The organism is Novosphingobium arvoryzae (genome assembly GCF_014652615.1).
GTDB lineage: Bacteria > Pseudomonadota > Alphaproteobacteria > Sphingomonadales > Sphingomonadaceae > Novosphingobium > Novosphingobium arvoryzae.
The window spans coordinates 129,337-156,040 of the sequence record NZ_BMZD01000001.1 but is presented as its reverse complement, the minus strand read 5'-3'; the positions used below and the strand labels follow the sequence as shown (position 1 = coordinate 156,040).

31 protein-coding genes are annotated in these 26,704 nt (G+C 64.2%); 15 read left to right on the top strand and 16 right to left on the bottom strand.

Going from position 1 to position 26,704, the window contains the following annotated elements; all coding sequences use genetic code 11:
• Positions 1-4: 4 nt before the first annotated feature.
• On the bottom strand, positions 5-1,489 hold the full coding sequence (gene xseA, locus IE113_RS00775) for an exodeoxyribonuclease VII large subunit (RefSeq protein ID WP_189538519.1): 1,485 nt from the start codon (positions 1,487-1,489) through the stop codon (positions 5-7).
• On the opposite strand from xseA, the gene purD reads away from it, so the two are divergent.
• Entirely contained in the window at positions 1,488-2,768 is a 1,281-nt protein-coding gene (gene purD / locus IE113_RS00770) for a phosphoribosylamine--glycine ligase (protein ID WP_189538518.1), read from the top strand. The two genes, xseA and purD, sit on opposite strands and share 2 nt — an antisense overlap.
• 132 nt (positions 2,769-2,900) lie before the next feature.
• Here the strand turns inward: purD and IE113_RS00765 are convergent, their stop codons facing one another.
• Both IE113_RS00765 and IE113_RS00760 read right to left on the bottom strand, forming a co-directional pair.
• On the bottom strand, positions 2,901-3,095 hold the full coding sequence (locus tag IE113_RS00765; protein WP_189538517.1) for a hypothetical protein: 195 nt from the start codon (positions 3,093-3,095) through the stop codon (positions 2,901-2,903).
• A gap of 78 nt (positions 3,096-3,173) precedes the next feature.
• The gene (locus IE113_RS00760) at positions 3,174-4,169 is read right to left on the bottom strand and encodes an adenosine kinase (protein WP_189538516.1); all 996 of its coding nucleotides are present in this window, start codon (positions 4,167-4,169) and stop codon (positions 3,174-3,176) included.
• A 111-nt stretch (positions 4,170-4,280) separates the two neighbouring features.
• Between IE113_RS00760 and IE113_RS00755 the strand changes: the two genes are divergently transcribed.
• Positions 4,281-4,700 carry a hypothetical protein gene (locus tag IE113_RS00755; protein ID WP_189538515.1) on the top strand — a complete coding sequence of 140 codons (420 nt, stop codon included), beginning with the start codon at positions 4,281-4,283 and terminating at the stop codon, positions 4,698-4,700.
• Here IE113_RS00755 and IE113_RS00750 read toward each other — a convergent pair whose 3' ends face one another.
• The 10 genes from IE113_RS00750 to IE113_RS00705 all read right to left on the bottom strand — a co-directional run bounded on the left by IE113_RS00750 (position 4,701) and on the right by IE113_RS00705 (position 12,513).
• The gene (locus IE113_RS00750) at positions 4,701-5,663 is read right to left on the bottom strand and encodes a hypothetical protein (protein WP_189538514.1); all 963 of its coding nucleotides are present in this window, start codon (positions 5,661-5,663) and stop codon (positions 4,701-4,703) included.
• 80 nt (positions 5,664-5,743) lie between these two features.
• Positions 5,744-6,097, bottom strand: a complete 354-nt coding sequence (locus tag IE113_RS00745) for a HesB/IscA family protein (protein ID WP_189538513.1) — start codon at positions 6,095-6,097, stop codon at positions 5,744-5,746.
• Positions 6,097-6,570: an SUF system Fe-S cluster assembly protein gene (locus IE113_RS00740; protein ID WP_189538512.1), complete on the bottom strand. Its 474-nt coding sequence runs from the start codon at positions 6,568-6,570 to the stop codon at positions 6,097-6,099. The genes IE113_RS00745 and IE113_RS00740 overlap by 1 nt, the downstream gene beginning before the upstream one ends.
• Positions 6,567-7,763, bottom strand: coding sequence for an aminotransferase class V-fold PLP-dependent enzyme (locus IE113_RS00735; protein ID WP_189538511.1), 1,197 nt, complete (start codon positions 7,761-7,763; stop codon positions 6,567-6,569). Before IE113_RS00735 ends, IE113_RS00740 begins: the two co-directional genes overlap by 4 nt.
• The gene (locus IE113_RS00730; protein WP_189538510.1) at positions 7,760-8,494 is read right to left on the bottom strand and encodes a SufD family Fe-S cluster assembly protein; all 735 of its coding nucleotides are present in this window, start codon (positions 8,492-8,494) and stop codon (positions 7,760-7,762) included. The genes IE113_RS00735 and IE113_RS00730 overlap by 4 nt, the downstream gene beginning before the upstream one ends.
• The gene (sufC, locus tag IE113_RS00725) at positions 8,494-9,237 is read right to left on the bottom strand and encodes a Fe-S cluster assembly ATPase SufC (protein WP_189538509.1); all 744 of its coding nucleotides are present in this window, start codon (positions 9,235-9,237) and stop codon (positions 8,494-8,496) included. Before sufC ends, IE113_RS00730 begins: the two co-directional genes overlap by 1 nt.
• Positions 9,237-9,611: a hypothetical protein gene (locus tag IE113_RS00720; RefSeq protein WP_189538508.1), complete on the bottom strand. Its 375-nt coding sequence runs from the start codon at positions 9,609-9,611 to the stop codon at positions 9,237-9,239. Before IE113_RS00720 ends, sufC begins: the two co-directional genes overlap by 1 nt.
• Positions 9,608-11,089, bottom strand: coding sequence for a Fe-S cluster assembly protein SufB (sufB, locus tag IE113_RS00715; RefSeq protein ID WP_189538507.1), 1,482 nt, complete (start codon positions 11,087-11,089; stop codon positions 9,608-9,610). Before sufB ends, IE113_RS00720 begins: the two co-directional genes overlap by 4 nt.
• Positions 11,086-11,514 carry an SUF system Fe-S cluster assembly regulator gene (locus IE113_RS00710; protein WP_189538506.1) on the bottom strand — a complete coding sequence of 143 codons (429 nt, stop codon included), beginning with the start codon at positions 11,512-11,514 and terminating at the stop codon, positions 11,086-11,088. Before IE113_RS00710 ends, sufB begins: the two co-directional genes overlap by 4 nt.
• Before the next feature lie 72 nt (positions 11,515-11,586).
• Positions 11,587-12,513, bottom strand: coding sequence for a helix-turn-helix domain-containing protein (locus IE113_RS00705; protein ID WP_189538505.1), 927 nt, complete (start codon positions 12,511-12,513; stop codon positions 11,587-11,589).
• Positions 12,514-12,824: 311 nt separating this feature from the next.
• Here IE113_RS00705 and IE113_RS00700 point away from each other — a divergent pair, with 311 nt between their 5' ends.
• The 4 genes from IE113_RS00700 (at position 12,825) to IE113_RS00685 (ending at position 17,722) form a co-directional block, all read left to right on the top strand.
• Positions 12,825-13,856, top strand: coding sequence for a quinone-dependent dihydroorotate dehydrogenase (locus tag IE113_RS00700; RefSeq protein WP_189538504.1), 1,032 nt, complete (start codon positions 12,825-12,827; stop codon positions 13,854-13,856).
• An 11-nt stretch (positions 13,857-13,867) separates the two neighbouring features.
• Complete coding sequence (gene ggt, locus IE113_RS00695) at positions 13,868-15,580, top strand: gamma-glutamyltransferase (protein ID WP_189538503.1); 1,713 nt, start codon at positions 13,868-13,870, stop codon at positions 15,578-15,580.
• A 79-nt stretch (positions 15,581-15,659) separates the two neighbouring features.
• Positions 15,660-17,477 (top strand): AMP-dependent synthetase/ligase, encoded by a 1,818-nt coding sequence (locus tag IE113_RS00690; RefSeq protein ID WP_189538502.1) that lies wholly within the window; start codon positions 15,660-15,662, stop codon positions 17,475-17,477.
• Positions 17,474-17,722, top strand: coding sequence for a hypothetical protein (locus IE113_RS00685; protein WP_189538501.1), 249 nt, complete (start codon positions 17,474-17,476; stop codon positions 17,720-17,722). Before IE113_RS00690 ends, IE113_RS00685 begins: the two co-directional genes overlap by 4 nt.
• Here the strand turns inward: IE113_RS00685 and IE113_RS00680 are convergent.
• The 3 genes from IE113_RS00680 to IE113_RS00670 all read right to left on the bottom strand — a co-directional run bounded on the left by IE113_RS00680 (position 17,719) and on the right by IE113_RS00670 (position 19,703).
• On the bottom strand, positions 17,719-18,246 hold the full coding sequence (locus IE113_RS00680) for a hypothetical protein (protein WP_189538500.1): 528 nt from the start codon (positions 18,244-18,246) through the stop codon (positions 17,719-17,721). The two genes, IE113_RS00685 and IE113_RS00680, sit on opposite strands and share 4 nt — an antisense overlap.
• An 82-nt stretch (positions 18,247-18,328) precedes the next feature.
• Entirely contained in the window at positions 18,329-19,315 is a 987-nt protein-coding gene (gene thiS, locus IE113_RS00675; RefSeq protein WP_189538499.1) for a sulfur carrier protein ThiS, read from the bottom strand.
• Between the two features lie 16 nt (positions 19,316-19,331).
• On the bottom strand, positions 19,332-19,703 hold the full coding sequence (locus tag IE113_RS00670) for a MerC domain-containing protein (RefSeq protein ID WP_189538498.1): 372 nt from the start codon (positions 19,701-19,703) through the stop codon (positions 19,332-19,334).
• Between the two features lie 102 nt (positions 19,704-19,805).
• Here IE113_RS00670 and IE113_RS00665 point away from each other — a divergent pair, with 102 nt between their 5' ends.
• From IE113_RS00665 to IE113_RS00625, 9 genes are all read left to right on the top strand, one after another.
• Positions 19,806-20,855: a COX15/CtaA family protein gene (locus IE113_RS00665; RefSeq protein ID WP_189538497.1), complete on the top strand. Its 1,050-nt coding sequence runs from the start codon at positions 19,806-19,808 to the stop codon at positions 20,853-20,855.
• On the top strand, positions 20,852-21,184 hold the full coding sequence (gene cutA / locus IE113_RS00660) for a divalent-cation tolerance protein CutA (protein WP_229822031.1): 333 nt from the start codon (positions 20,852-20,854) through the stop codon (positions 21,182-21,184). The genes IE113_RS00665 and cutA overlap by 4 nt, the downstream gene beginning before the upstream one ends.
• The gene (locus IE113_RS00655) at positions 21,181-21,906 is read left to right on the top strand and encodes a hypothetical protein (RefSeq protein ID WP_189538496.1); all 726 of its coding nucleotides are present in this window, start codon (positions 21,181-21,183) and stop codon (positions 21,904-21,906) included. Before cutA ends, IE113_RS00655 begins: the two co-directional genes overlap by 4 nt.
• Before the next feature lie 161 nt (positions 21,907-22,067).
• Positions 22,068-22,547 (top strand): 50S ribosomal protein L13, encoded by a 480-nt coding sequence (rplM, locus tag IE113_RS00650; protein ID WP_189538495.1) that lies wholly within the window; start codon positions 22,068-22,070, stop codon positions 22,545-22,547.
• The gene (gene rpsI, locus IE113_RS00645) at positions 22,547-23,041 is read left to right on the top strand and encodes a 30S ribosomal protein S9 (protein ID WP_189538494.1); all 495 of its coding nucleotides are present in this window, start codon (positions 22,547-22,549) and stop codon (positions 23,039-23,041) included. The genes rplM and rpsI overlap by 1 nt, the downstream gene beginning before the upstream one ends.
• Positions 23,042-23,202: 161 nt before the next feature.
• Positions 23,203-24,705 (top strand): tyrosine-type recombinase/integrase, encoded by a 1,503-nt coding sequence (locus IE113_RS16480; RefSeq protein ID WP_189538493.1) that lies wholly within the window; start codon positions 23,203-23,205, stop codon positions 24,703-24,705.
• A gap of 79 nt (positions 24,706-24,784) precedes the next feature.
• Complete coding sequence (locus tag IE113_RS00635; RefSeq protein WP_189538492.1) at positions 24,785-25,228, top strand: hypothetical protein; 444 nt, start codon at positions 24,785-24,787, stop codon at positions 25,226-25,228.
• The gene (locus IE113_RS00630) at positions 25,225-25,623 is read left to right on the top strand and encodes a 3'-5' exonuclease (RefSeq protein WP_189538491.1); all 399 of its coding nucleotides are present in this window, start codon (positions 25,225-25,227) and stop codon (positions 25,621-25,623) included. Before IE113_RS00635 ends, IE113_RS00630 begins: the two co-directional genes overlap by 4 nt.
• Positions 25,624-25,711: 88 nt before the next feature.
• The gene (locus IE113_RS00625) at positions 25,712-26,659 is read left to right on the top strand and encodes a PDDEXK family nuclease (protein WP_189538490.1); all 948 of its coding nucleotides are present in this window, start codon (positions 25,712-25,714) and stop codon (positions 26,657-26,659) included.
• The last annotated feature ends 45 nt before the right edge of the window (positions 26,660-26,704 follow it).

Below are 26,704 nucleotides of genomic sequence, written 5' to 3'. Positions count from 1 at the left end.
GCCGTCAGAGCAATTTGCCCTGCTCGGGCGGCGGGGGCTTCGGGCCGGGTTTCGCGACAGGGCGGGGCCGGGGCGCGGCGGGCTGGAGTGCCGCTTCGCCCGGCGTCACCGCCAGCACGCCATCGCGGAAGTGCAGTTCCAGCGCCGCTTCGCCCGCCGCCGCCGCGCGGGAAATCACCGTCCGGCCATCCGCCGCCGTCACCCGCACATAACCGCGCTCCAGCACCCGGTCGGGGTTGAGCGAGGCGGCGAGCCGCGCCAGCGCCTGCAACCGCTCCTGCCCGGCGGCGATCCGCTGCGTAACCAGTGCAGGCGTCAGCCGCGCCGCGCCGAGCCGGTCGCGCGCCCGCTCCACCCGCGCCAGCAGCAGCGGGGCAGAGAGCCGCGCGGCATCGGCCTGAAGCGCCTGGCGGGCCACCACGGTGCGGTCCCGCAAGCCACGCCGCAAGCGTTCCGCCAAGTCATCCAGCCGCTGGGCCTGGGCGCTGAGCAAGGCTTCGGGACGCGGCAGGCGCTCCGCCCGCACGGCCAGCCGTTCGCGCCCCAGCTTGACCGGGCGCACCACCGCACGGCGGGTGCGCAGCGCCAGTTCGCCCAGTTGCGCCAGCAAATCCTCACGCACCGGCACCGCCATTTCCGCCGCCGCCGTGGGCGTGGGCGCGCGCACATCGGCGGCAAAATCGGCCAGCGTTGTATCGGTTTCGTGGCCGACCGCCGAAATGATCGGGATCGGGCAAGCCGCGATGGCACGGACGACCACTTCCTCGTTGAAGGACCACAAGTCCTCGATCGAGCCGCCACCGCGCGCGACGATCACGAGGTCCGGTCGCGGCACCGGCCCGCCGGGCGCGATCGCGCCAAACCCGCGCACGGCCGCCGCCACCTGCTCCGCCGCACCCTGCCCCTGGACCAGCACGGGCCAGACCAGCACATGGCTGGGGAAGCGGTCCGCGAGCCGGTGCAGGATGTCGCGAATCACCGCGCCGGTCGGCGACGTGACCACGCCGATCACGCGCGGCAGGAAGGGCATCGCCCGCTTGCGCGCGGGATCGAACAGCCCCTCGGCCTCCAGCCGGGCCTTGGTTCTGGCCAGCAGCGCCAGCAGCGCGCCTTCGCCCGCAATCTCCATCCGGTCGATCACGATCTGGTAGTTCGAGCGGCCGGGATACGTCGTCAGCTTGCCGGTCGCGATCACTTCCACGCCGTCTTCCGGCAGGAACGACAGGCGCTGGGCATTGCCGCGCCACATCACCCCGTCGATCCGGGCATTCTCGTCCTTCATCGACAGGTAGAGGTGGCCGGATGCGGCGCGCTTGACGCCCGACAGCTCCCCCCGGATGCGGACAAAGCCGAACCGGTCCTCGACCACGCGCTTCAACGCGGCGGAAATCTCGCTGACGGAGAGCGCGGCAGCGTTGTCCCCGGACGCTTCCTTCGCTACCAGCCCGCCAGCATTGTATTCATCATCATAGGAACGGGGACCGGGCATGAACATCCTGCTGCTGGGATCGGGCGGGCGCGAACATGCGCTGGCATGGAAGCTGGCGCAATCCCGGCTGTGCACGAAACTGTTCGCAGCCCCCGGCAATCCGGGCATCGCCCAACACGCCGAACTGGTCGCACTCGACGCGACCGACCATGCCGCCGTGCTGCAATTCTGCGCCGATCAGCGGATCGGGCTGGTCGTGGTCGGCCCCGAAGCGCCGCTGGTCGACGGGCTGACCGATGCCTTGCGCGCAGCGGGCGTGCCGGTGTTCGGCCCCAGCCAGGCCGCCGCCCAGCTGGAAGGCAGCAAGGCCTTCACCAAGGAACTGTGCGAGCGTCATCACATCCCGACAGCCGGGTTCGTGCGGGTCGCCAGTGCGGCGGAAGGACTGGCCGCGCTGGACCGATTCGGGATTCCGGTGGTGATCAAGGCCGATGGTCTGGCCGCCGGCAAGGGCGTGACCGTCGCCATGACCCGCGCCGAGGCCGAGGAAGCCGTGGCCGACATCTTTTCTGGCAAGTTCGGCGCGGCGGGGGCCGAAGCCGTGGTCGAGGAATTCCTGGCGGGCGAGGAAGCCAGCTTCTTCGCGATCACCGATGGCCATACCATCGTGCCGTTCGGCTCCGCGCAGGACCACAAGCGGGTCGGCGATGGCGATACCGGCCCCAACACTGGTGGCATGGGCGCCTACAGCCCGGCCCCGGTGCTGACGCCCGAGCTGGAAGCCGAAGCCATGACCCGGATCATCGCCCCCACGGTCAAGGGTATGGCGGATGAGGGCATGCCTTATTCCGGCGTGCTCTATGCCGGGCTGATGCTGACCAAGGACGGGGTCAAGCTGATCGAGTACAACGCCCGGTTCGGCGATCCCGAATGCCAGGTGCTGATGCTGCGGCTGGAATCGGATCTGGGCGAGCTGCTGCTGGCCGTGGCCGAGGGCAAGCTGGCCACGCTGCAACCGCCGCGCCTCTCGCCCGATACGGCCCTGACCGTGGTGATGGCGGCCCAGGGCTATCCCGGCACGCCGAAAAAGGGCGGCGCGATTCGCGGGTTGGACGCCGCCGAGGCAACCGGTGCCAAGGTATTCCATGCCGGCACCGCATTGACGGATGGACAGCTGATTTCCACCGGCGGGCGCGTGCTCAACGTCACCGCACGCGGCGCCAGCGCAACCGAGGCCCAGGCCCGCGCCTATATGGCGGTGGATGCGATCGATTTCGCCGACGGATTCTGCCGCCGCGATATCGGCTATCGCGAAGTGGCGCGCGAAGCGCAGGGCTGACGCGCCCGGCTACATCGCCAGTCGCTTGGCCCAAAAGGCAGACGGCGCCCCCTCCGCTAGCGGAGAGAGCGCCGTCCTGGTCCACTGTGGACAGGCATTCAGCCCATCCCGATCGCTCTCGCGATAAGCGCCTTACTGGGCAGCTTCGGTGGTCGCAGCAGCAGCGTCGGTCGCGGCAGCAGCAGCGTCCGTGGCAGCGGCCGAAGCGTCAGCAGCTTCGGTGGTCGCAGCTTCGGTGGCTTCCGGAGCAGCTTCTTCAGCCTTCGAGCAGGCCGAGAGAGCCAGCGGAGCGGCGAGCAGAGCGAGAGTGAGAACGGTCTTGCGCATTATTAAGCCCCCTTCTGTGTTAGGCGCGCCTAGCTAGCTGAAACCCATAGGCGTGTGCAACTGCGAAAATTCGTATGCTCAACCAAGACGGGACAGAACCAGTTCCTTGAGGTCCGCTTCGGGCCGCGCGCCATAGTGCGAAATGACCTCCGCCGCGGCGATCGCGCCCATCGTCAGGCAATCGGCCAACGACCGGCCGGAGACGTGACCATGCAGGAACCCGGCGGCGAACAGGTCGCCCGCGCCCGTGGTATCCACCACCCGCGCAATCGGCTCCGCCGCGACTTCGGCCCGGTTGCCCTCCTGAATCGCAACCGCGCCGTGCTCCCCACGGGTGACGACCAGCACCGGCACCTTGGGCGCCAGTTCCGCAAGGCCGGCTTCGAAATCGTCATGGCCGGTCAGGGCGGCGAGTTCGACATGGTTGGCGAACAGGATATCGACATCGCCCGTTTCGATCATCGCCCGGAAATCGGCGCCGTGGCGTTCGATCACGAAGGCATCGGACAGGGTGAAAGCCACCTTGCGGCCCGCGCCCTTGGCCGCCGCGATCGCCCGGCGCATCGCCGCGCGCGGTTCTTCCGGGTCCCAGAGATAACCTTCGAGATACAGGATCTTGGCCGCCGCGATGGCCGCTTCATCCAGCACGGCGGGCGGCAGGAACTGCGATGCACCAAGGAACGTGTTCATCGTGCGCTGGCCATCGGGCGTCACGAAGATCAGGCAGCGTGCCGTCGGCGGATCGCCCGCGCGGGCCGGGGTGTCAAACGCGATGCCACCGGCGCGAATATCGTGCGCGAACACTTCGCCCAGCTGGTCATCGGCAACCTGGCCAATGAAGGCGCAGCGCGCGCCGAGCGCGGCCAGACCGGCCAGGGTATTCGCCGCCGACCCGCCCGAAATCTCGCGCGCGGGGCCCATTGCGTCATAAAGTTCGTGGGCGCGGGCCGTGTCGATCAGCGTCATCCCGCCGCGCGTCATGCCCAGCCGCTCGATCAGGGCATCGTCACAGGGGGCCATGACATCGACAATGGCGTTACCGATGGCGATGACATCATACTGGGTGGCGGACATGGATTTCCCTGATCGTATGGGCAAAAGTGCCTGCCGCGCCTAGCGATCCGCTGATCGCAGGGCAAGGGGCGCGGCGTTGACAGCAGCGGCGGCGCGGGCAAAGCGGCAATCATGCCTGCCCGATTCGCGCTGCCGCTTGCCCTGATCCCGCTGCTCGCCGCATGCGGTGGAGGCGGCACGGCTGCGCCGAAGGTGCAAAGCGCCTCCGCCAAGCCCGCGCTGACCATCCCGCGCCCGCCCGCGCGCAGCGGCCCGCCCTCGGCGCGAATCCAGTCCGCCCCGGGGCTGGAAGGAGTGATCGGCGCGACGCCGGCGGACCTGGTCCGCCAGTTTGGCGCGGCGCGGCTGGACGTGTGGGAAGGCGATGCCCGCAAGCTGCAGTTCGCGGGCGATGCCTGCGTGCTGGACGTCTATCTCTATCCGGCCAGCGCCGGGCGTGAACCGCAGGCAACCTATGTCGATGCGCGGCGCGGCAGCGATGGCCAGGACGTGGACCGCGCTGCGTGCATCGCCGCGCTGCGGCGTCGCTGATCAGCTGCGCAGCGGCTCCTCGCCGGTTTCCTCGGCGATGAATTGCAGCAGGGCCTTTTCCAGCGGATCAAGCTCTTCGTCCGCGTCGATATGGTCGAGCAGCCACAGCTCTTCGCTTTCGGTCAGGCGCGCGGCTTCTTCCACCTCATCGTCCAGATCGGGCGTGTGCGGCGTGATGCTGAGCAGACTGCTGAAGCCCTTGCTGGTTTCCGCATCGACATCGGCCCCCAGCATCCGGCGCAGGAAACTGCCGATCCCGGCACCGGGGCGATTCATGAACGCTTCCAGATCGGCCGCCCGTTCCCGGCTGAGCGGCTCCTTGCCGCCAAAGCCCAGCAAATAGCTGCCCACGCCCTGCACGAACAGGCGGTCCCATTCGGGCGCGTTGACGTCATAGAGCGTCGCGTCCTTCAACCGGAACAGCATTTCGGCCTCGGCCCGGCTGGCCGCGGCGGGACGGTCCCCGCCGGCGGCAAAGATGACGCGGCGCAGCAGGCGGCATTCCACCTCGTTGATCCCCTTGGGATCCAGCACGCCCGCGCGGGTCGGCCCTTCGCCGGACAGGACGATGTCCTCCAGCTGCCGCAAGGCATAGGCCTTGAGACTGTCCGGCACCGACAGCGCCTTTTCCAGCACGCGAACCAGCAATTCCAGCTCGGTCATCGTCCCGACGCGGCCATCGCGGTCGATCCGGGAAACCAGTTCGTCGCCCATCAACTGGTCGACATAACCATGCGGCTCCACCGTGTTGACCACGAACTCGCTCAGCGCCTCGACGAAGAAGTCACACCAGTCCGGCCCCGGATTGCGCAGCGCCTCGTTCGCGAGAAACAGCGATTCGGCCTCTTCCGGGTCCATCTGCCCGTCGGCCCAGCCGGCGCCGCGCAGGGTCAGGATTTCCTCCGCGCTGATTGCCCCGTCGGCAGCCGCCTGCGCGGTCAGGTCACGGAAATGCATGCTCATGGCGTTTCGCCCCCAGGATCAAGTACCGGGGCGGTATCGGATAATTTGCTTAAAGCCGGGTTAGCGCTGACCCGCCCGGTTCAGACCGTAAAGCTTTCGCCGCAGCCGCACGAACCCTTGGCGTTGGGATTCTGGAACACGAACCCGGCGGTGAAATCGTCTTCCACCCAGTCCATCGTGCTGCCGATCAGGTAAAGCACGCTGGCGCCGTCGATGAAAAACGTGCCGCCCGGCGTTTCGATCCGCTCGTCGAGGGCATTTGCCTCGGTCACATAGTCGACCGAGTAGGCCAGCCCCGAACAGCCCCGGCGCGGGGTAGACAGCTTCACCCCGATCGCGTCGGCGGGCGCATCGGCCATCAGCTTGGCCACGCGCGCCTCTGCCGATGGGGTCAGGATCACGGCGGCGGGGCGCTGGCGGGTGGTCGCGGTCATCACAGCATCCCCAGTTCGAGGCGCGCTTCGTCGCTCATCTTGGCGGGGTCCCACGGCGGATCCCAGACAAGGTTCACTTCGGCATCGCGAATCCCCGGCACGGAGCTGACCCGCAGCTCCACTTCGCCCGGCATCGATTCGGCCACGGGGCAGTGCGGAGTGGTCAGCGTCATCGTCACCGTCGCGCCGCCATCCTTGGTGATGTCCACGCCATAGATCAGGCCCAGGTCATAGATGTTGACCGGGATTTCCGGATCGAAAATGTCGCGCAGTGCGGCGATCACTGCCTCGTAGAGGTCGCCGCCCGGCTCGGTGCTGGAAACGCCCTCCGGCTTGGCCGCCAGGAACCCTTCCAGATAGTCGCGCTTGCGCTCCAGCTTGTCCGCCGGGGTTTCCACATCATCGACCTTGGCGCGGGGCGGCGCGGGAACCGCTGCCACTTCCTCAACCGTGAACTTGCTGTCCTCGCTCACCCGAAAATCCTCCTGGTGCGTTCGATCCCGCGCAACAGCGCGGCGATATCACTGGAATTGCTATACAAACCAAAGCTAGCGCGGGCCGTGGCAGGCACGCCCAGATGATCCATCAGGGGCTGCGCACAGTGGTGCCCGGCGCGGATCGCCACGCCTTCCTCGTCCAATATGGTGCCGAGGTCGTGCGGATGCACCCCGTCAAGCGCGAAACTGACGATACCGGCGCTGTCCTCTGGCCCGAACAGCGTCACATCGTTGCGGCTGCGCAGCGCATCGCGCAATTCGGCAACCAGCGCGGCTTCGTGCGCATGGATCGCGTCCAGCCCGATGGCGGAAACATAATCCACCGCCGCGCCCAGCGCGATCGCCTCGACAATCGCGGGGGTCCCGGCCTCAAACCGCTGCGGCGGCGGGGCGTAAGTCGTGCGGTCGAACGTCACCCGGTCAATCATCGCGCCGCCGCCCTGCCACGGCGGCATGGCGGCCAGAATTTCAGCCTTGGCCCACAGCGCACCAATCCCGGTCGGGCCGTAAAGCTTGTGCGCCGAGAACACGTAGAAATCGCAATCGAGCGCCGCGACGTCGACCGACAGGCGCGGCACGGCCTGACAGCCATCAAGCAAGAGCTTCGCCCCTACCCCATGCGCCAGCTTCGCCGCGCGGGGTGCATCAAGGGTGGAACCCAGCACGTTGGAGACATGCGCCAGAGCGACCAGCTTGTGCGCAGGAGTCAGCATCGCTTCCGCCGCATCCAGATCGATCCGCCCATCGGCGGTGAGCGGGCAGATGTCGATGGCAACGCCGGTCCGCTCGGCCAGCAACTGCCAGGGCACGATGTTGGAATGATGCTCCAGCACCGACAGCAGGATACGGTCGCCCGCCTGCAGGTTCGCCGCGCCCCAGGTCTGCGCCACGAGGTTGATCGCCTCGGTCGCGCCGCGCGTGAACACGATCTCGTCCTCGCGAGCGCCGATGAAGGCCGCAACCTTGCGGCGGGCCTCCTCGAATGCCAGCGTCATGTTGGCGCTGCGGGCATAGACGCCGCGGTGGACGGTGGCGTAATCGCGGCCCATCGCCTGGGTCGCGGCATCGATCACCGCCTGCGGCTTCTGCGCGGTCGCGCCGCTGTCCAGATAGTGCCAGCCCCCCGCCAGGCCGGGAAAATCGTCACGCAGGGCAGGGTCCAGCGTCACAGCAAGTCCCCCAGTGCCTTCAGCGCGGCGTCCTGCAACGCTGCCTCGTCTGCCGCACCGGTGAAGGCTTCGGCGATGAAGGCCTGCAGCATCAGCCGCTTGGCCTCGGGCGGGGTAAGCCCGCGCGACTGGAGATAGAACAGGCCGTTGCGGTCCAGTTCCCCCACCGCGCAGCCGTGCGCACACTTCACATCGTCGGCATGGATTTCCAGTTCGGGCCGGGCGTTGGCCGTCGCCGTGCGGTCCAGCAGCATGGCCCGGACCGACTGCGAACCATCCGTGCCGTTGGCACCCGGCGCCACGTGGACCTTGCCAAGGTAATTGGCCGTCGCCTGTCCACCCACGACCGAGCGAACTACCTGGCGGCTGACCGCATCGGGCGCGGCGTGGCTGACGTTGGTCACCAGTTCCAGCACCTGATCGCCGCCGCCCAGTTGCGCCGCGCCGAGTGTAAACTCCGCACCTTCGCCCAGTTCGGCCCGCACCGCCACCCGGCCATAGCCGCTGCCCGCGTTCAGCACATGGAGCGCAAACTTCGCCCCTGCCGCCAGTGTGATCGACAGCTCACGCACCATCGCCGCATTGCCGGTGTTGACCACGCTGAGCGCGCCGGATTCGCCCGCCGCCACGGTGATCGTCTCCACCGCCGCCGGCCAGACCCCGGCCAGCGCGGTCAGGTCCGCATAGCGGAAGTCCTCGTCGCGGCGGGTGGGGAGAAGTTGGGCGCTCATCAGGCCGCCACCGCCTCGTAGCCCTGCTCTTCCAGCTGGAGCGCAAGTTCCGGCCCGCCGGTCTTCACGATCCGCCCGCCCGCAAGGACGTGGACGAAATCGGGCTGCACATAGTCCAGCAGACGCTGGTAATGGGTGATCAGCAGCACGGCCTTGTCGGGCTTGCGCATGATCGAATTGATCCCTTCACCGCAGATCCGCAGCGCGTCGATGTCGAGGCCGGAGTCCGTCTCGTCCAGAATCGCCAGCTTGGGATTCAGGATGCCCATCTGGACCATTTCCGCGCGCTTCTTTTCCCCGCCCGAAAAGCCGACGTTCACCGGGCGCTTCAGCATGTCCATGTCCATGCGCAGCAACGCGGCCTGTTCCTTGGCCAGCTTCAGGAATTCCCCGCCCGACAGCGGCGCTTCCCCGCGTACCTTGCGCTGGGCATTGGCGGCTTCGCGCAGGAACTGCACGAACGACACGCCCGGAATTTCGACCGGGTACTGGAACCCCAGGAACAGCCCGGCCGCAGCGCGTTCATGCGGTTCCAGCGCCAGCAGGTCCTGCCCGTCAAAGGCCACCGAACCGCCGGTCACTTCATACCCCGGACGTCCGCCCAGCGTATAACCCAGCGTGGACTTGCCCGCCCCGTTCGGCCCCATGATCGCGTGGACTTCGCCCGCGTTGATGGTCAGCGACAGGCCCTTCAGGATCGGCTTGTCGGCGACCGTGGCGGAGAGTTTCTCAATCTTCAGCATCAGCGTTTGCCTTGTGCACAATTGGCCAGGAAATCGGCGCGCAGTTCATCGACCAGCGTTCGCCAGCTGGATTCGACCGCGCGCGCGTCGTCGAGTTGTTTCTGCCGGGCATCGAGCGCACCCAGTGCCAGCGCCAGGCTGGCTTGCCCTGCCGGGGTCGGATCGGCGGTGGGCCGGGTCAGCAGCGCGGCCCGCTCGCGCGCGATCGCCTGCTGTTCGGCATAGGCGGCCGCGGCGAACTGGCTGCGACGGTGGGGCTCGGCCTTGGTCATGTCGGCCATCGCACCCCGGTCGCACGACTTCACCGCTTCCAGCGCGGGAACGGCATCGGGGCCGGTAAAAGCAGCGGCCAGCAGCACGGCAAGCGCGATCATCCGACGCTGCCTTCCAGGCTGATCCCCAGCAGCTTCTGCGCTTCCACCGCGAATTCCATCGGCAGCTGTTGCAGCACTTCCTTGGCAAAGCCGTTGACGATCAGCGCCACCGCCTCTTCCTGGCCCAGCCCGCGCTGCATCGCGTAGAACAGCTGGTCATCGGAAATCTTGCTGGTGGTCGCCTCGTGCTCGATCTGGGCAGAGGGATTCCTCACCTCGATGTAGGGCACCGTATGCGCGCCGCACTGGCTGCCCAGCAGCAGCGAATCGCACTGGGTGAAATTGCGCACGCCTTCAGCGGTCGGGGCGACGCGGACGAGGCCGCGATAGGTGTTCTGGCTCTTGCCCGCCGAAATGCCCTTGGACACGATGGTCGACCGGCTGCCGCGCCCGTTGTGGATCATCTTGGTGCCGGTATCGGCCTGCTGATAATTGTTGGTGACGGCGACCGAATAGAACTCGCCCACCGAATCCTCACCGTTCAGCACGCAGCTGGGATACTTCCACGTCACCGCGCTGCCGGTTTCCACCTGGGTCCAGGAAACCTTGCTCCGCGCCCCCTGGCACAGCGCCCGCTTGGTCACGAAGTTATAGATTCCGCCCTTGCCCTCGGCATCGCCGGGATACCAGTTCTGGACGGTCGAATACTTGATCTCCGCATCGTCCAGCGCGACCAGTTCCACCACCGCGGCGTGGAGCTGGTTCTCATCGCGCATCGGCGCGGTGCAGCCCTCGAGGTAGGACACATAAGCGCCCTTGTCGGCCACGATCAGGGTGCGTTCGAACTGGCCGGTATTCTCGGCATTGATCCGGAAATAGGTCGACAGCTCCATCGGGCAGCGCACGCCTTCGGGGATGTAGACGAACGTCCCGTCGGAAAAGACCGCGCAGTTCAGCGCCGCGAAGAAGTTGTCGCGCACCGGCACGACCTTGCCCAGCCAGCGCTTCACGAGGTCGGGATATTCGCGGATCGCTTCGGAGATCGAAAGGAAGATCACCCCCGCCTTCTTCAGTTCCTCGCGGAAGGTGGTCGCCACGCTGACACTGTCGAACACCGCATCCACGGCCACCTTGCGCGCGCCTTCCACCCCGGCAAGCACTTTCTGCTCTTCCAGCGGGATGCCCAGCTTCTTGTAGACTTCGAGAATTTCCGGATCGACCTCGTCGAGGCTGGCCAGCTTCTTCTTCGGCTTGGGCGCCGCGTAGTAATAGGCGTCCTGGTAATCGATCGGCGGAATGTTCAGCTTCGCCCAGTCGGGCATCGGCATGGTCTGCCACAGGCGGAACGCCTTCAGCCGCCATTCCAGCATCCATTCCGGCTCGTTCTTCTTCGCGGAAATGAACCGGACGATATCCTCGTTCAGGCCCTTGGGCGCGAATTCGGTGTCGATGTCGGCCGACCAGCCATGCTCGTAATCCGCCACTTTCGCGGCAGCTTCACGCGCGGCCTGATCCTTCACGGTCACATCATCGGTCATCGGCCAGTCTCCGTAGCCTGAGCAGTCGCCGCCAACCGGGTCAGCGGCACATCCGCCAGCGCGCCGCGCAGCGCCGCACCAACCACACCCCAGTGCGGCTTGACCGCGCACGAGGCATCCAGCGAGCATTCGTGACGGGCATCGTCGACACACGGCGTCAGGGCAATTGGGCCTTCAACCGCTTCGATAATATCAGCCAGAGTAATGGCCGCCGCCGGACGCGCGAGCTTCAGCCCGCCACCAACCCCGCGCGAAGAACGCAGCAAGCCGGCCGCAGTCAGGCGGCTGACCAGCTTTTGCACAGTCGGCACGGGCAGGCCGGTTTCCTCCGCCAGCTGGGCCGCGGAAACGCGCGATCCGCCGCAATGGCGGGCGGCAGCACTCATCGTGACGACGGCATAATCGGCCATGCTGGAAAGGCGCATGGGGAAGCTCCGGTTAAATCAGACTGATTCTTTCCAGTTTCCCGTAGGCGCAGATCGCGCGGGTTTCAACCGTCAGGATTCGTTCGGGATCCGCGCAAAGTTTGGCCTGACTTCGCGGTAGCCGCGCACACCGCTTGTGGCCGCAAGCAACGGATTGGCATCGCTGTTCAGGCGGCTGGGCGTACGGCCCAGGAAATGGCGAAGTTCACGAATCATGTGCGGCTGATCGAAAAAGAGGTTGGTCACTTCGGCCAGCCGTGCGTCAGACGTATCATCGGCCTGCAGCAATGCCGCCACGCGCAGCGCGCGGTACTTGCGCGCCAGTTGCTTGGGCGATGCCCCGAAATAGCGTTCGACCAGGCGCTGCACTTGCCGTTCGGAATAGCCCATCCGCGCGACCAGATCGGCCACCGGCGGATCGAACGCGGACGACAGCCAATCGCCGACGTGCTTCATCATGGCAATGCGATCAGGCGGCGGCACGTTCAGCCGCGGACCTATGAAACCGGCCAGCATCGCTGCCATATCCTCGTCATTCGCTGTGCTGGAGCGGAGGGTTGCGCCCAGTTCCTGAACGGCGGGTCCCAACAGGGTTCCGGCATCGTAGATCCGGTCGCGGTGATCCCCGGCGTGCAATCCGGTCAAGGCGGCCCAGCCGAGCGGCGACAGGGCTGCCCCGATCATCGCCCAGGGGCCTGCCACATCGACTTCGACCGCAGCCGTGGTCGGCGTCAGGACAAGTTCGGGAAAGGAGGTGCCTTGCGTCCCGTCAGCGAAGCGCAAGGTGCCATCGCCATTCAGCATCACGACCAGATACCCGACGGCGGCAGGCAGGACGTCGCGGATTTCGGTTTCGTCGCAGCGCAGCGTGAACAGGGTGGTGATGAAGGGCTGCAAGGGTTCGGGAGCTGGGTGGTAGACTAGGCGAATCAACTCGGGCGACGTCAGCTTCGTCGATGTCCGTGCTTCTTGATGCTGGTTGTTGAACCGTTCCGTCATCGTGCAAGCACGATGTGCGGCGCGGCAGACCGTTGCAAGAGGCGAAAACAGAATGCTGCAAGGCAGACAAAAAGAGCGGCCCCCAAGCTGAGCCGGGGAGCCGCCATATAAAGTTTCGAACTCGTTGCACCATTGCCACGAGTCCTTCGGGTCGCGGGCTCTGGATGCCGCATTTCAATCCGAACGGATTGTATGGATTCGACAAACTGCTGATGGAACGCGATCAATTGTGATATAAGCGCCCAAGTAGTCGCAATTTTGCAACACCCGGAATCGACTTGGCCGGACGGCGCTGCCATAGGGGCGGGGCTATGCTTTATTCCCTGATCCGCCCCGCCCTGTTCCTGCTGGATGCCGAACGCGCCCACGGATTGGCCCTGTCCGCCCTGAAGTTGTGGCCGGCCGGTGGCACCGATCGCGCCGATGGTCCGCTGGCGACGACAGTAGCCGGATTGGCCTTTCCCAATCCGCTCGGCATGGCGGCCGGGTTCGACAAGGATGCCGAAGTGCCGGATGCGCTGCTGGGCGCGGGCTTCGGGTTTGCCGAAGTCGGTTCGATTACCCCCCTGCCCCAGCCGGGCAATCCCAGGCCGCGCCTGTTCCGGCTGGTCGAAGACCGGGCCGTGATCAACCGCATGGGCTTCAACAACGGGGGCGCGGAAGCCGCGGTAGAGCGGCTGGCGCGGCGCAATTCCCGCCCCGGCATCGTCGGCGTCAACATCGGCGCCAACAAGGATTCGACTGATCGGATCGCGGATTATGCCACCATAGCGCGACTGACCGCGCCGCTGGCCAGCTATCTGGCCGTCAATGTGTCCAGCCCCAACACGCCCGGCCTGCGCGCGCTGCAGGATGAAGGCGCGCTGACCGCCCTGCTCGACGCCGTGCTGGAAGCGCGCGGACGCAGCGGGCCGCCGGTATTCCTGAAAGTTGCCCCCGATCTGGAGCCCGCCGATATCGACGCCATCGCCCGGATCGCCGCCGACAAGGCACTGGGCGCGCTGATCGTATCCAATACCACGATTTCACGCCCGCCGCTGAAATCGGCCCACGCCGGCGAAACCGGCGGGCTGTCGGGCGCGCCGCTCCGTGATCTGGCCCAGCAGCGGCTGCGCGATTTCCGCAAGGCCACGGGCGGCGCCGTACCGCTGATCGGGGTTGGCGGAATTGCCACCGCAGAGGACGCATGGGCTCGCATCCGGGCCGGGGCGAGCCTGGTCCAGCTCTACAGCGCCATGACCTATGCCGGGCCGGGCATTGCCCGCCAGATCACCCGCGGGCTGGAGCGCCTGATGCGGCGCGATGGGTTTGCCACCATTGCCGAGGCGGTCGGAACCGAATAGCTTCCGCGCCCATGAAGCTGAAACTGGTCGCACTCGCCGCCGCGCCGCTCCTGCTGGGAGCTTGCGCGGGTTCCAACGCCAATCGCCCCGCATCGACCCCGCGCTTTGAACAAGGCATGGTCAGCGCCGCCGACCCGCGCGCGGCAGCGGCAGGGGCAGAGATCCTGCGCGCCGGCGGCACGGCCACCGATGCCGCGCTGGCCACGCTGCTGGCGCTGACCGTGGTCGAACCGCAAAGCTCCGGCATCGGCGGCGGCGGATTCCTGATCCATGATGACGGCAAGGGCAGGGTCCAGTCCTATGACGGCCGGGAAACCGCCCCGGCGGCAGCCGACGGAACCTGGTTCTATGTCGATGGCAAACCGCTCAGCGTGCCGCAGGCCATCCCAGGCGGGCGCAGCGTCGGCGTTCCGGGCAACATTCGCCTGATGGCCGAGGCACACCGCGCGCATGGCAAGCTGCCGTGGTCGGCGCTGTTCCAGCCAGCGATCCGGCTGGCGCGCGAAGGGTTCACCGTCACCCCGCGCCTCACCGCATTCCTGACCCGGTTCAAAGCCAGCGCCGCGCTGACCGAGGCTGGCCGCGCCATCTATTACCAGCCTGATGGCACGCCGCTGCCTGCGGGGACCACGCTGAAAAACCCGGAACTGGCCGCCTTCCTCGAACAGGTCGCGGCACAGGGACCGGATGCGTTCTACACCGGCGCCAACGCGCAGAAGATCGTCGATGCCGTCACGCTGGCCCCGCGCAACCCTGCCCCAATGACCACGGCGGACATCGCCGGTTACAAGGTGAAGGAACGCGCCCCGGTCTGCACCTTCTATCGCGCCCACAAGGTCTGCGGCATGGGGCCGCCCTCCTCTGGCGCGACCACGGTTCAGGGCGTGCTGGGAATGCTGGAGCGGTTTGATCTGCGCGGGCTGGGCAAGGACGATCCGCGCAGCTGGCACCTGATCGCCGAGGCCATGCGCCTCGCCTATGCCGACCGCGAGCGGTATCTGGCCGATCCGGATTTCTTCCCGGTGCCGACCGCCGGGCTGCTCGCCCCGGATTACCTGGCCCAGCGGTCACAGCTGATCGCGATCGACCGGACCATGCCCTCGGTCGAGGCGGGCAATCCCCGAGGCGTCAAGGTGGCGCTGGCCGATACGCTGACGCCGGACGTCATCTCCACCTCGCACTTCGTGGCGATTGACCGGGCCGGACGGGCCGCCACGCTGACGTCGACCATTGAAAGCGCGTTCGGGTCAGGCCTGGTGGTCAACGGCTATTTCCTGAACAACGAGCTGACCGACCTGTCGATCCTGCCCGAGCGTGATGGCAAGGCAGTGGCCAACAAGGTCGAGGGCGGCAAGCGGCCGCGCAGTTCGATGGCGCCCACGCTGGTCTATGCGCCGGATGGCAAGTTGCGTCTCGCCATCGGCGCGGCGGGCGGGGCGACGATTCCGGCACAAGTGCTGAAGGCAATCATCGCCGTGATCGACTGGGACCTGCCCGCGCAGGACGCCATTGCCCTGCCGGTGATCTTCGCCCCCGGCGGGCAGACCGTGTTCGTCGAGCGCGGCAGCCCGCACGAGGCAATGATCCCGTTCCTGCAGGCACTGGGCCACACCGACGTGCAATTGCGCGAACGCAGTTTCAAGGCGAATGCGATCGAGGTGCGGGACGGACGACTGGCTGGCGCAGCCGATCCGCGCAGCGAAGGGGTGGCGGTAGCTGAGTAACTTGCCGCTACGGCCAAGCGCGCCTAAGTCATGACAATGACAAGACTGCGCCTTGGGTGCAGCGAAGGGGGCGGTACGCGTGGTTGATATTTCCGATCTTCCGACCAGCCGGAATCTGGTCGAACTGTTTCTGAACCGGGCCGATGCCAAGGGCGCCGCCCCGTTCCTGTGGGCAAAGCGCGACGGGGCCTGGCAATCGATCAGCTGGGCGGATGCAGCGCGGCAGGTCTGCGAGCTGGCGGAGGCCCTGCGGGGACTGGGGCTGGAAACCGGCGACCGGGTGATGCTGGTGTCCGATAACCGCCCCGAATGGTGTATTGCCGACTTCGCGATCATGGCCGCAGGCTGCATCACCGTGCCCGCCTATGTCACCAATACCGAACGGGATCACCAGCACGTGCTGGACGATTCGGGCGCGAAGGCGGTGATCGTCAGCAACGACAAGTTGGCCAAGACCCTGCTGCCCGCAGTCCTGCGGTCGGGTGTGGCGAAGCAGGTGATCGGCATCGATCCGCTTCGCATCGCCCAGACCGGGGCGTTCGAATATCATGACTGGTCCGCGCTGACCGGTGGCGACGGCACTGCCGCACGCGCGCTGGTCGAAGACCGGATTGCCAAGATCAACCGGGATTCCACGGCCTGCCTGATCTACACCAGCGGAACCGGCGGCGCCCCGCGCGGGGTGCGGCAGCATCACGGCGCGCTGCTGTGCAACGTCTATGGCGCGGCCAAGGTGCTGGCCGAGGATTTCGGGCTGGGTGACGATGTGTTCCTGTCGTTCCTGCCGCTCAGCCATGCCTATGAGCACACCGGCGGACAGATGCTGCCGATCGGCGTGGGCGCGGAAATCTATTACTCGGAAGGGCTGGAAAAGCTGGCCAGCAACATCGAGGAAGTGCGCCCGACGATCATGGTTGTGGTCCCGCGCCTGTTCGAGGTGCTGCGCACCCGGATCATGAAACAGATTGAAAAGCAGGGCAAAGTCGCCAATTACCTGATGAACCGGGCGATGGCGATCGGCTCGGCCAAAGCGCAGGGTGTGCGTGGCGGCAAGGGCAGGCTGCGCGACAAGCCGATGGACCTGATCCTGGAAAAGGCGCTGCGCCCGAAGATCCGGCAGAAGTTCGGCGGCCGGATCAAGGCCATGGTTTCGGGCGGGGCACCGCTCAACCCCGAAGTCGGCGTGTTCTTCGAATCGATGGGTCTGACCATGCTCCAGGGCTATGGCCAGACCGAGGCCGGGCCGGTGATCAGCTGCAACCGCCCCGCCGCCGGGTTGAAAATGGACACGGTCGGGCCGCCGCTGGACGGCGTGGAAGTAAGGATCGCAGCCGACGGCGAAATCCTGGTGCGCGGCGAACTGGTCATGCACGGTTACTGGCGCAACGAGGCGGAAACCGCCCGCGCCTTGCAGGACGGCTGGCTGCACACCGGCGATATCGGGCATATCGATGATGCCGGGCGGATCGTGATCACCGACCGCAAGAAGGACATGATCGTCAACGACAAGGGCGACAACGTATCGCCCCAGAAGGTTGAGGGGATGCTGACCCTGCAGCCCGAAATCGCGCAGGCGATGGTGGTGGGCGACAAGCGGCCCTATCTGGTTGGCCTGATCGTGCCCGATGCGGAATGGGCGCTGGAATGGGCCCGCGCGCAGGACGAAAAGTTCGATTTCAAGGCCCTGCAGGCCCTGCCTGCCTTCCGCAGCGCGGTGCGCGCGGCAATCGACCGGGTGAATCAGGACCTGTCGGTGATCGAAAAGGTCCGCCAGTTTGCCTTCGCGGACGAAGCCTTCACGATCGAGAACGAGGAAATGACCCCCAGCATGAAGATCCGACGCCACAAGCTGAAGGAGCGCTATGGCGACCGGCTCGACGGGCTCTACAAGGGATGAGCACCGCAACGATTCCGTGGGATCAGCCCGCCACCATGATCGACCTTGAAGGGCGCGCGCCGATCATCGGCACGATTCGCGACTGCGCGATGCATTTCGCCATCTACAAGCCCCACGCCAAGGAGCAGGCGCGCGTCCTGCTGACGCGCCCCGTGCACCGTCCGGGCCGGGTGACCCGGACGTGGATTCTGGAACCGAATGAAATCGAGGAGCTGGTGGTGCGGATGCGCCGCGAGGCGAACTAGGCCGCTTCCTTCTCGACCCATTCCGGATAGAAGCTCGGCTCGCGCGAGGACCAGCCCGGAGCGGTCGCCGCAGCTTCGCTGATCGACTGGAGCAGGCCCTTGCGGCGGTCCGGGCGAATTTGCGGCAGCGCGCTGGCCGCACAAAAGGCAGAGGGCAGGAAGGGCCGCACTTCTGCGCCCAGCAGCCGCTCATACAGGAAGCGGAACGCTGAAAAACCTTCGATCCGTTCCTGCGCAAGGTCAAACGCGGCCACCCGGATCAGCTTGCCCATGAACGCTTCGAGCGCGGCAAAGCTGGTCTCGGCCGGAACGTTGCCGCGCAGTGCCTTCAGTTCCTGATAGACAACATACTGACTGCGGATCGAACCGCTTTCATCGGCATCGCGCGCCCACAGCTTGAATGCGTCCTGACGCCCCAGGCCAATGTCCAGGCTGCGCTTGATATAACGCTGCTCTGCCGCCGTGAAACTGGCGAACTCGCGCAGTTCGGCGATGGTCAACGAAGCGGTTCCGGTACTGGCCATGACTGTCGTTCCCAAGTGTGGTCGGGGACAGATCACCAGAACATGGTTTAAAAGCCGTTAACCGGAATCGTTGGGAACCTGCTCAGATCAGGCCGGCCAGCGGACTGGACGGATCGGCGTACTTGCGGGTCGCCATGCGTCCGGCGAGATAGGCTTCGCGCCCGGCCTCTACCGCCAGCTTCATGGCCCGGGCCATGCGGATCGGGTCTTTCGCTTCGGCAATGGCCGTGTTCATCAGCACGCCATCGACGCCCAGTTCCATCGCCACGGCGGCATCGCTGGCCGTGCCCACGCCCGCATCGACCAGCACCGGCACTTTGGCGCCTTCAACGATCAGGCGGATCGTCACGCGGTTCTGGATGCCCAGCCCGGAGCCGATCGGTGCGCCCAGCGGCATCACAGCCACGGCCCCGGCTTCTTCCAGCTGCTTCGCCGCGATCGGATCGTCGACGCAATAGACCATCGGCAGGAAGCCCTCCTTCGCCAGCACTTCGGTGGCCTTCAGCGTCTCGCGCATGTCGGGATAAAGGGTGCGCGCCTCGCCCAGAACTTCCAGCTTGACCAGGTCCCAGCCGCCCGCCTCGCGCGCCAGCCGCAGCGTGCGGATCGCCTCGTCAGCGGTGAAGCAGCCAGCAGTATTGGGCAGATAGGTGACCTTCTTCGGATCGATGAAATCGGTCAGCATCGGTGCCTTGGGATCGCTGACGTTGACGCGGCGCACTGCCACGGTGACGATTTCCGCCCCCGATGCCTCCAGCGCCGCAGCGTTCTGGGCAAAGTCCTTGTACTTGCCGGTGCCGACAATCAGCCGCGAATGGAAGGTGCGGCCCGCAACGGTCCAGCTATCCCCATGATCGCCCCCGCCGACGAAGTGCACGATTTCCAGCGTGTCACCATCCGCCAGCGCCACATCGGAGAGGGTCGAGCGCGGAACGATATCGCCGTTGCGCTCGACCGCGACCTTGGCCGGGTCCAGTTCCAGGCTGCGGACGAGATCGGCGACGGTTCCGGGCGCGGCGCGGCGCGGTTCGCCATTGACGATGAGGGCAAGCGTGAGTTCTGCGGTCATGCCCCGCAGATAGCGACTAGTCGGCGCAGCGCAAGTTGCGCAGATGCGCCCAGGCCAGCAGAGCCACCCCGACAATCGTCAGCAAGGCTTCTTCCAGGCCATGCCCGACGAACAATGCAACGGTCATCATTGCAATGCCGGCTCCGCCAGCCTGCAGCGGACGCGGATCGCCGTGGCGGGCCACGCCCATCACCAGCGTAATGGCGCCGATCACGATCGCCAGGGCCAGTCCGACCCGATGAAACGCCGGTGAAAGCAGCACTTCGCCGCCCAAGCCCAGCCCGGCAACCAGCACGATTCCGGCGATGCAATGCAGCATGCACAGCCCGGACAGCAGCACGCCGACCCGGTCCAGCCGGTCGCGAATCGAAAGGAACGCATCACGCATCGCAGCGCTCATGTATGTTATGTTGTAACATGGATCAAGTGCCGCCCTGTCGTTCGCCGATCCATGCTTGCGATTCGCGCGGGGCGAGAGCAGGGGGCGGACATGAGCAAGGCAGTGCATGCGCAGGCTTCGGCCGCAATTCTCGCCCGCTGGCTACTGGTGGTGGCCACGCTGGTCGTCCTGATCGTCGCGGTGGGCGGGATTACCCGCCTGACCGAATCCGGGGTTTCGATCACCGAATGGAAACCCGTGACCGGCACCTTGCCGCCGCTGAACGACGCGGCGTGGCAGGCCGAGTACGACGCCTATCGCCAGACCCCGCAATACCAGCAGATCAACGGTCCGGCGGGGATGACGCTGGAAACCTACAAGTTCATCTATTTCTGGGAATGGTTTCACCGCCTGATCGCCCGGATCATCGGCCTTGCCTTTGCCCTGCCGCTGGCATGGTTCTGGGTAAAGGGGATGATCCCCGCCGGTTACAAACCGCGCCTGCTGGCCCTGCTGGCCTTGGGCGCGTTGCAAGGCACGGTTGGCTGGTGGATGGTCAAGTCGGGGATCGTCAACGACGTCAGGGTCAGCCATTTCCGCCTCGCCACGCATCTGCTGGTCGCATTGCTGACGCTGGGCGGGCTGGTCTGGACCGCGCTGGATCTGCGCGCCCATGCCCGTGGTGAAGGGCGCGCCCGGTTGACCGGATTTGCCGCCTTCACACTGGCGGCCCTGGCCTTGCAGCTGTTCTTCGGCGCGCTGGTGGCGGGGCTGCGCGCCGGCTATGTGGCCGGGGCCGGCTGGTTCAACTGGGATGCCTGGCCGCTGATGCAGGGCCGCTTCGTGCCCGATGGCATTGCCTGGGCCGGCGGCACCATCCACGCTTTTCTGAACGATCCCTTCCTGACGCACTTCGTGCACCGCTGGTGGGCGTGGGGCGTGGTGGCCATCCTGATCGTGCTGGCCCGCAAGGTCCGCGCCAGCCACCGGTCCGCCTCCATTGCCATTCACAGCGCCTTCGGGACGCAGATCCTGCTGGGAATCGCCACGGTGATGAGCGGGATGTCGCTGTGGATCGCCGTGCTGCACCAGCTGTGTGGAGCGCTGCTGGTTGCGGCCACCACGCTTGGCGTGCACGCTCTGGGTCGCCGGACCGCGTGACGGATACGCCGCCACTGGCCGGGGCGATGATCTGGTGCCCCTTCCCGGATGAGAATGTGGCACGTTCCGTTGCGGGCAAGGTACTTGACGAGCGGCTGGTTGCCTGCGCGAATATGCTTGGTTCTACATTGTCACTGTTTGTCTGGCAGGGTTCGCAACGCCAGGCGGAGGAGACCGGGGTGCTGTTCAAGACCGACGCGGTCCTGCTTGATCGCGCAGTTCAGCGCATTGCCGAATTGCACCCCTACCAGGCACCGGCGGTGCTGGGCTGGCGCTGTGAGGCAGGCGCGCCGGCAACGCTGGCCTGGCTCGCGGAACTGCGGCCGTGACCGTGCGCACCCTCTTGCTGGCAGGGATCGCCACCCTGCTGCCGACGGGGCTGGCGGCACAGCAGCCGCAGTCGATTGCATCGGGGGTCAAGAACTTCGCGCCGCCGCAAAAGCCGCTGGTCCTCAGCCGCACGGTCTGGCGGTCGTTGCCGGATGGCAAGCACATCATGGTCAAGCGCAGCTACGAAGTGCGGATCGCGGCGGATGGCGACGGGTATGTGGTCGATGGCGCCCTGATCGACACCGTGGTGGAAGCCCCGCCGCCGGTCGCACTGCTGGCCGATCTGGAGCGCAAGCGCGTGGACGCCGGGCCTTTCCCTCTGCGACTGGACCGGCATGGACAGATCACCGGAACCAACGCCGCCGCATCGGACAGGGCAGCCCGCAGCGAAGCGGCGCGGGCCAGCGCGCTGATCCTGAATCAGACCCGGCAGAGCTACGCGCGCGGAGCTGGTTCGATGGAAGCGCTCAACCGCATTCTGGCCGCGGCCAATGGCGGCGCCGCTTGGCCGGTCGACCTGTTCAACCCGGCGCGCAATCGCCATCATGAAGTGCGCCGCGTCCCGCTCCCCAGCGGCAACCAGGGCGAAGTGGACGTATCGATCAATGTCGCAAGCCCGGAGCCGGGCAACCTGCCGCAGCAGTTCGAACGCACCGTGATTACCCGCCTGGACGGGTCCGAACGCGTCAGCCGCGAGGTCTGGACGTTCGACAATCGCTAGTGGCGATTCATGCGGTATTATTTTACCTCTATCGAAAACCCCCGGTTCGCTTGACTTTCCAGCCCCTTTCCGCGAAAGGGCCGCCTTCCCCGCTATCCGGCCTGCCGGATGGAGATTCGGGAATGCAAGGGTTTTGACCTAAAAATCAGGAAGGGCTGGCCATGAAGGCGCTCAGCAAGGTCACCCGGTCGATCAAGCCGGCCGAGGTGGAAAAGAAGTGGCATCTGATCGATGCCGAAGGTCTGGTGGTCGGGCGTCTGGCCGTGATCATCGCCAATATCCTGCGCGGCAAGCACAAGCCGAGCTTCACCCCCCACGTCGATTGCGGTGACCACGTCGTCGTCATCAACGCTGGCAAGGTGCGCCTGACCGGCAACAAGCTGAAGCAGAAGACCTATTACAAGCACACCGGCTATGCCGGCGGCATCAAGGCGGTGACCGCGGACAAGATCCTCGACGGTCGCTTCCCCGAGCGCGTGCTGGAAAAGGCTGTCGAGCGCATGATTCCGCGCGGCCCGCTGGGTCGTGACCAGATGCGCGCGCTGCACCTCTATTCCAGCGCCGAACATCCGCACGCCGGCAACCAGCCGGAAGTGCTCGATGTTGCTGCCCGTAACCGCAAGAACAAGGTGGGTGCCTGATGTCCGATAACACCGTCACCGATCTGGCCGACCTCGGCTCGATTGCCGAAACCCCGGCTGCCCCGGCCGCTCCCGCCGCGCCGCTGCGCGAAAAGGAAATCGACGCCCAGGGCCGTTCCTATGCCACCGGCCGCCGCAAGGACGCCGTTGCCCGCGTGTGGATCAAGCCCGGCACCGGCAAGGTTACCGTCAATGGCCGCGACCAGTCGGTCTATTTCGCCCGTCCGACCCTGCGTCTGGTGCTGAACCAGCCGTTCCAGGTCGCTGATCGCGAAGGTCAGTACGACGTGATCGCCACCGTCAAGGGCGGCGGTCTGTCGGGCCAGGCGGGTGCCGTGAAGCATGGCATCTCGCAGGCGCTGACCAAGTACGAGCCGGCGCTGCGCTCGGCCGTCAAGGCTGCCGGGTTCCTGACCCGCGACCCCCGCGTCGTTGAACGCAAGAAGTACGGCCGGGCCAAGGCTCGCCGCAGCTTCCAGTTCAGCAAGCGCTAAGACGAAAAGTCACTTTTTCGTACTGAAATCAAGGGGTTGCGAGAAATCGCAGCCCCTTTTTCTTTGTAGCAGAATCATAGCAGAACCGCAGAAACATTGACGGTTCGGGTTCTCGGAAATAGCATAATCGCAGCAGTCAGGGCATCTTCTGGGGGTCTGCGGTGGCATATTACGAGAACAGGATCGAGCATCTCGGCGGCGATCTGATTCTATATCAGCGCAATCTCGCCACTGCCGCCCCCAATGTGAAATCCCATCGCCAGCCTAAGTGGTACATGAAGCTGCGAGTTGGTCCGCGTAAGATCATCAATCGCAGCACGGGTTTGACGATCTACGAAGATGCTTATGCGTTTGCGCGGAAGGAGTATGATCGGCTCAGAAATGCGGCATCTCTCGGTCACACGCTTGATGACTACACTTTCGAAAAGCACTGTGACGATTGGTATCAGCGCCAGATCAACAACGGTGTCTGGAAGGCAGATCGGCAGCGTTGGTATAAGAACCAGTCTGCCCGCTACTACAAAGCATATTTCCGATATGCAGACGGCACCTCGATGCGTCTCAACGATATCACCCCTGAGATAGCGCAAAACTACTGGGATTGGCGCATCGCATATTGGTCAACGCATCAGGGCGAAAAGCTGTCTGATTACAATCCAAAGCGGCGCAAGGCGAAAACCAAGACCACGAAGAATGTGGCGAAGGTGCCTGCGAAAAAGACGCTTCAGATGGATCAGACTGCGCTCAACATGATCTTCGCAGATGCGCGGGAGCGTGGGCGCTTACAGCAGGTCTTCAAGATGAAGCCACCTCAAGACAGTCGCCCTCATCATCGTCGTCCACACTTCGAACCCGACGAACACCGATCGATGACAGCCTATCTGCGAAGCTACCGCGACCTGATTGGTCACTTCAAAGATGACAGGGTGAATGCGTGGCACAAGCTACAACGCACTCAGCTTTATCACTTCGTGATCTTCATGCTGAACAGCGGTCTTCGTGTAGGTGAAGCCCGCGAAATGAGGTGGCGTGACATAACGTTCGATCAACCCAGCGATGAGTTTGATGAACCAATCTGCGTCGTGGGCGTGAGAAAAGCGACAAAAACCAGTCAAAACCGCGATGTGCAGACACAGCCCAATGCGAACAAAACGCTGAAAGAGTGGCGAGACAAATCACCATACACTGGTCCGAATGACCTTGTTTGGTTCGGACAGCAAAAGGCGAGTGACAACAAGCCCAAGCCGTTCTCGAACCTGAACAAGTCGTTCCAGCACTTCCTGAGCCGTTTGCCCGTCGAAGGCACGGAAACGGGGCTGCTTTTCAACAAGGAGGGCGAGAAGCGTTCACTCTACTCGTTGCGCCACACATACGCCACAGTGAGGCGAGAGCATGGTGTCGAATATGCAGACTTGGCGCTGAACATGGGCTGCAAGCGTGAGCAGCTTGAACGACACTACGATCACTCGACTTCAAACACACGACGCAGTGCTATCGTGAAAGTGAAGCGCAAGGCGAAGAAGGCAGAGCCAGAAACCGTAACCAGTCTCGATCCGTTCATTCTCGAAGCAATGAAGCGGTATCAAGCTGGAGAGATTGATGAGCAGACGATGCTCGGCATCATGAAACTCGCAAAACAGAAAGCTGACGAACCGCAGCCGTGAAACTTTAAACTTTAAAGTTTCTCCGCAACGCCGCCTTTTTCGTGCCCCTGTTATAAATAGACAGACAGGAGTTTGTCACATGGAGGCACGAGAAGAGTTTTCACGCTTGATGGCGTGGTTGATTGAAAACAGCGATGAGGTCGAAAGCGATCAGATCAAGGCTGACATTATGCTTTTGCAAGGCGCAGCTGGTCAGCTTGTCACGAAACTTGCCGAACGAAATGCTGCACTCGCCAAGCAGTGTCGCCCCAGAAAGTCTAAACCGCCGAAATCCGCTCCTGTAAGCGGTCCTCAGAAGGGAAGCGGGGGTAAGAGCAGCACAGATAGCGCAGATAGCAAGAATGACTCTGAGGACCGTCCTGAGGGGCTCTCTTCGATTCAGCAGGGTATTATCAAGGCATTGAACGTGCCGTCATCTCAACCTCAGCAACAGCAGCAGCAACAACGACTGCGACAGCAGATTTATGGCACGCAGAATGATGATGTTGCGTTTGCGAAAGCGGCTAAGGCGATTTCGAGATGAATGCTGAGCTACGGGAATCGCTCTATGATCTATACGAAATCGGGGGTTTAGAACTTCTCGGGCAAGGGTCTGGTGGCTCAAGGCGCGAGCTGTTGCTTGACTTGGAAACATCGGCGCTGACACCTGAGAAAGGCGATATTGTCCGTTTTTTCGCTCAGAATCGTTGGGCTTGCGACGAGGTCTTCGATGAATGGGTAAAGCCTCCGCGCCCATTGTCGCTTGAGGCTGAGCGGATAATCGGCACAACGAATGATCGTTTAGCGCATTGCCGCCCCATGCACGTTGCACTCGCAGACTTCCTCGATTTCATCGATGGTGCGGAACTGATCGGAGATCGATTGGACTTCGATCTTGCGTTCTTGAAGGCTGCGTCATCGAGTGACGGATTCCAGTGACAATAGATTTGCTCGACCTGATCCGCTAAGCTCCCAGCGTGGCTTCGCTTTTGACGCGGCGCAATGAGATTTCAGGGGCGGGTTATCGATGAAGTTATTCAAGCAAAACCAGAATAAGTTGGTTGAGTTCTCGCCGACGCCGTTTGAGCTTGAGAAAGACATTCAGTCCCTCATCGAGAGCAATGTCAGCTCCCTTTTCAACCTTCAAATGGTGTGCAGCGAGTTCACTATCGGGAGTTACAGGCTTGATACGCTTTGCTTTGATGAGGACAACGCCGCGTTCGTGATCATCGAGTATAAGAAGGGTAACAGCTACTCAGTTATCGATCAGGGGTATTCGTATCTTTCCACGATGCTGCAAAACAAAGCTGACTTCATTCTCGAATATAACGAGAAAACCGAAAAAACGCTGAAAAAAGATCAGGTCGATTGGTCGCAGTCACGAGTGATCTTCATATCTCCTTCGTTCAACTCGTATCAGAAAAACAGTGTCAACTTCAAAGACATGCCATTTGAGCTGTGGGAGATTAAACGCTTCAACAACGATATCATATCGCTTGTGCAGCATCTGCCAACGTCGAAGGAAAAGATCGAAAACATAACCGCAAGCGGCTCCGTCATCTCATCTGTGAACGCTGAAATCGAAGTAACGGATGAAGCTGAACATGTTTCAAAAACTTCGGCTCAGTGCGCTGAGGTGTGGGAGGGCTTGAAGGAGTATTTTGGCAATCTTGAAGACACGAGCTGCTCAAGCAAGAAGCACTATATCCGAGTTAACAAGGGCTCGACGGCAATCTGTTACGTCTACTTCAGAAAAACCAGCCTGATGATCAGCATTGTTCGCGGCACTCTCTATCCCGACGGGACGAAGTCCAAGAACTACATCGAGATTGATGACCCAAAGGGTGTGGGAGCTGCTAAGGAGTTCACTTGGCGCAATGGCAACAAGGGACACGAATATCAGTTTTCCGTCACAACCCCTAAGGACGTTGAATACGCAACCCTGCTTCTGAAGCAGAAATATGACAGCATTTGACCGTCACGCATTCGCCTGTTTAGGGGCGTTGTCTCGGCTCAGATA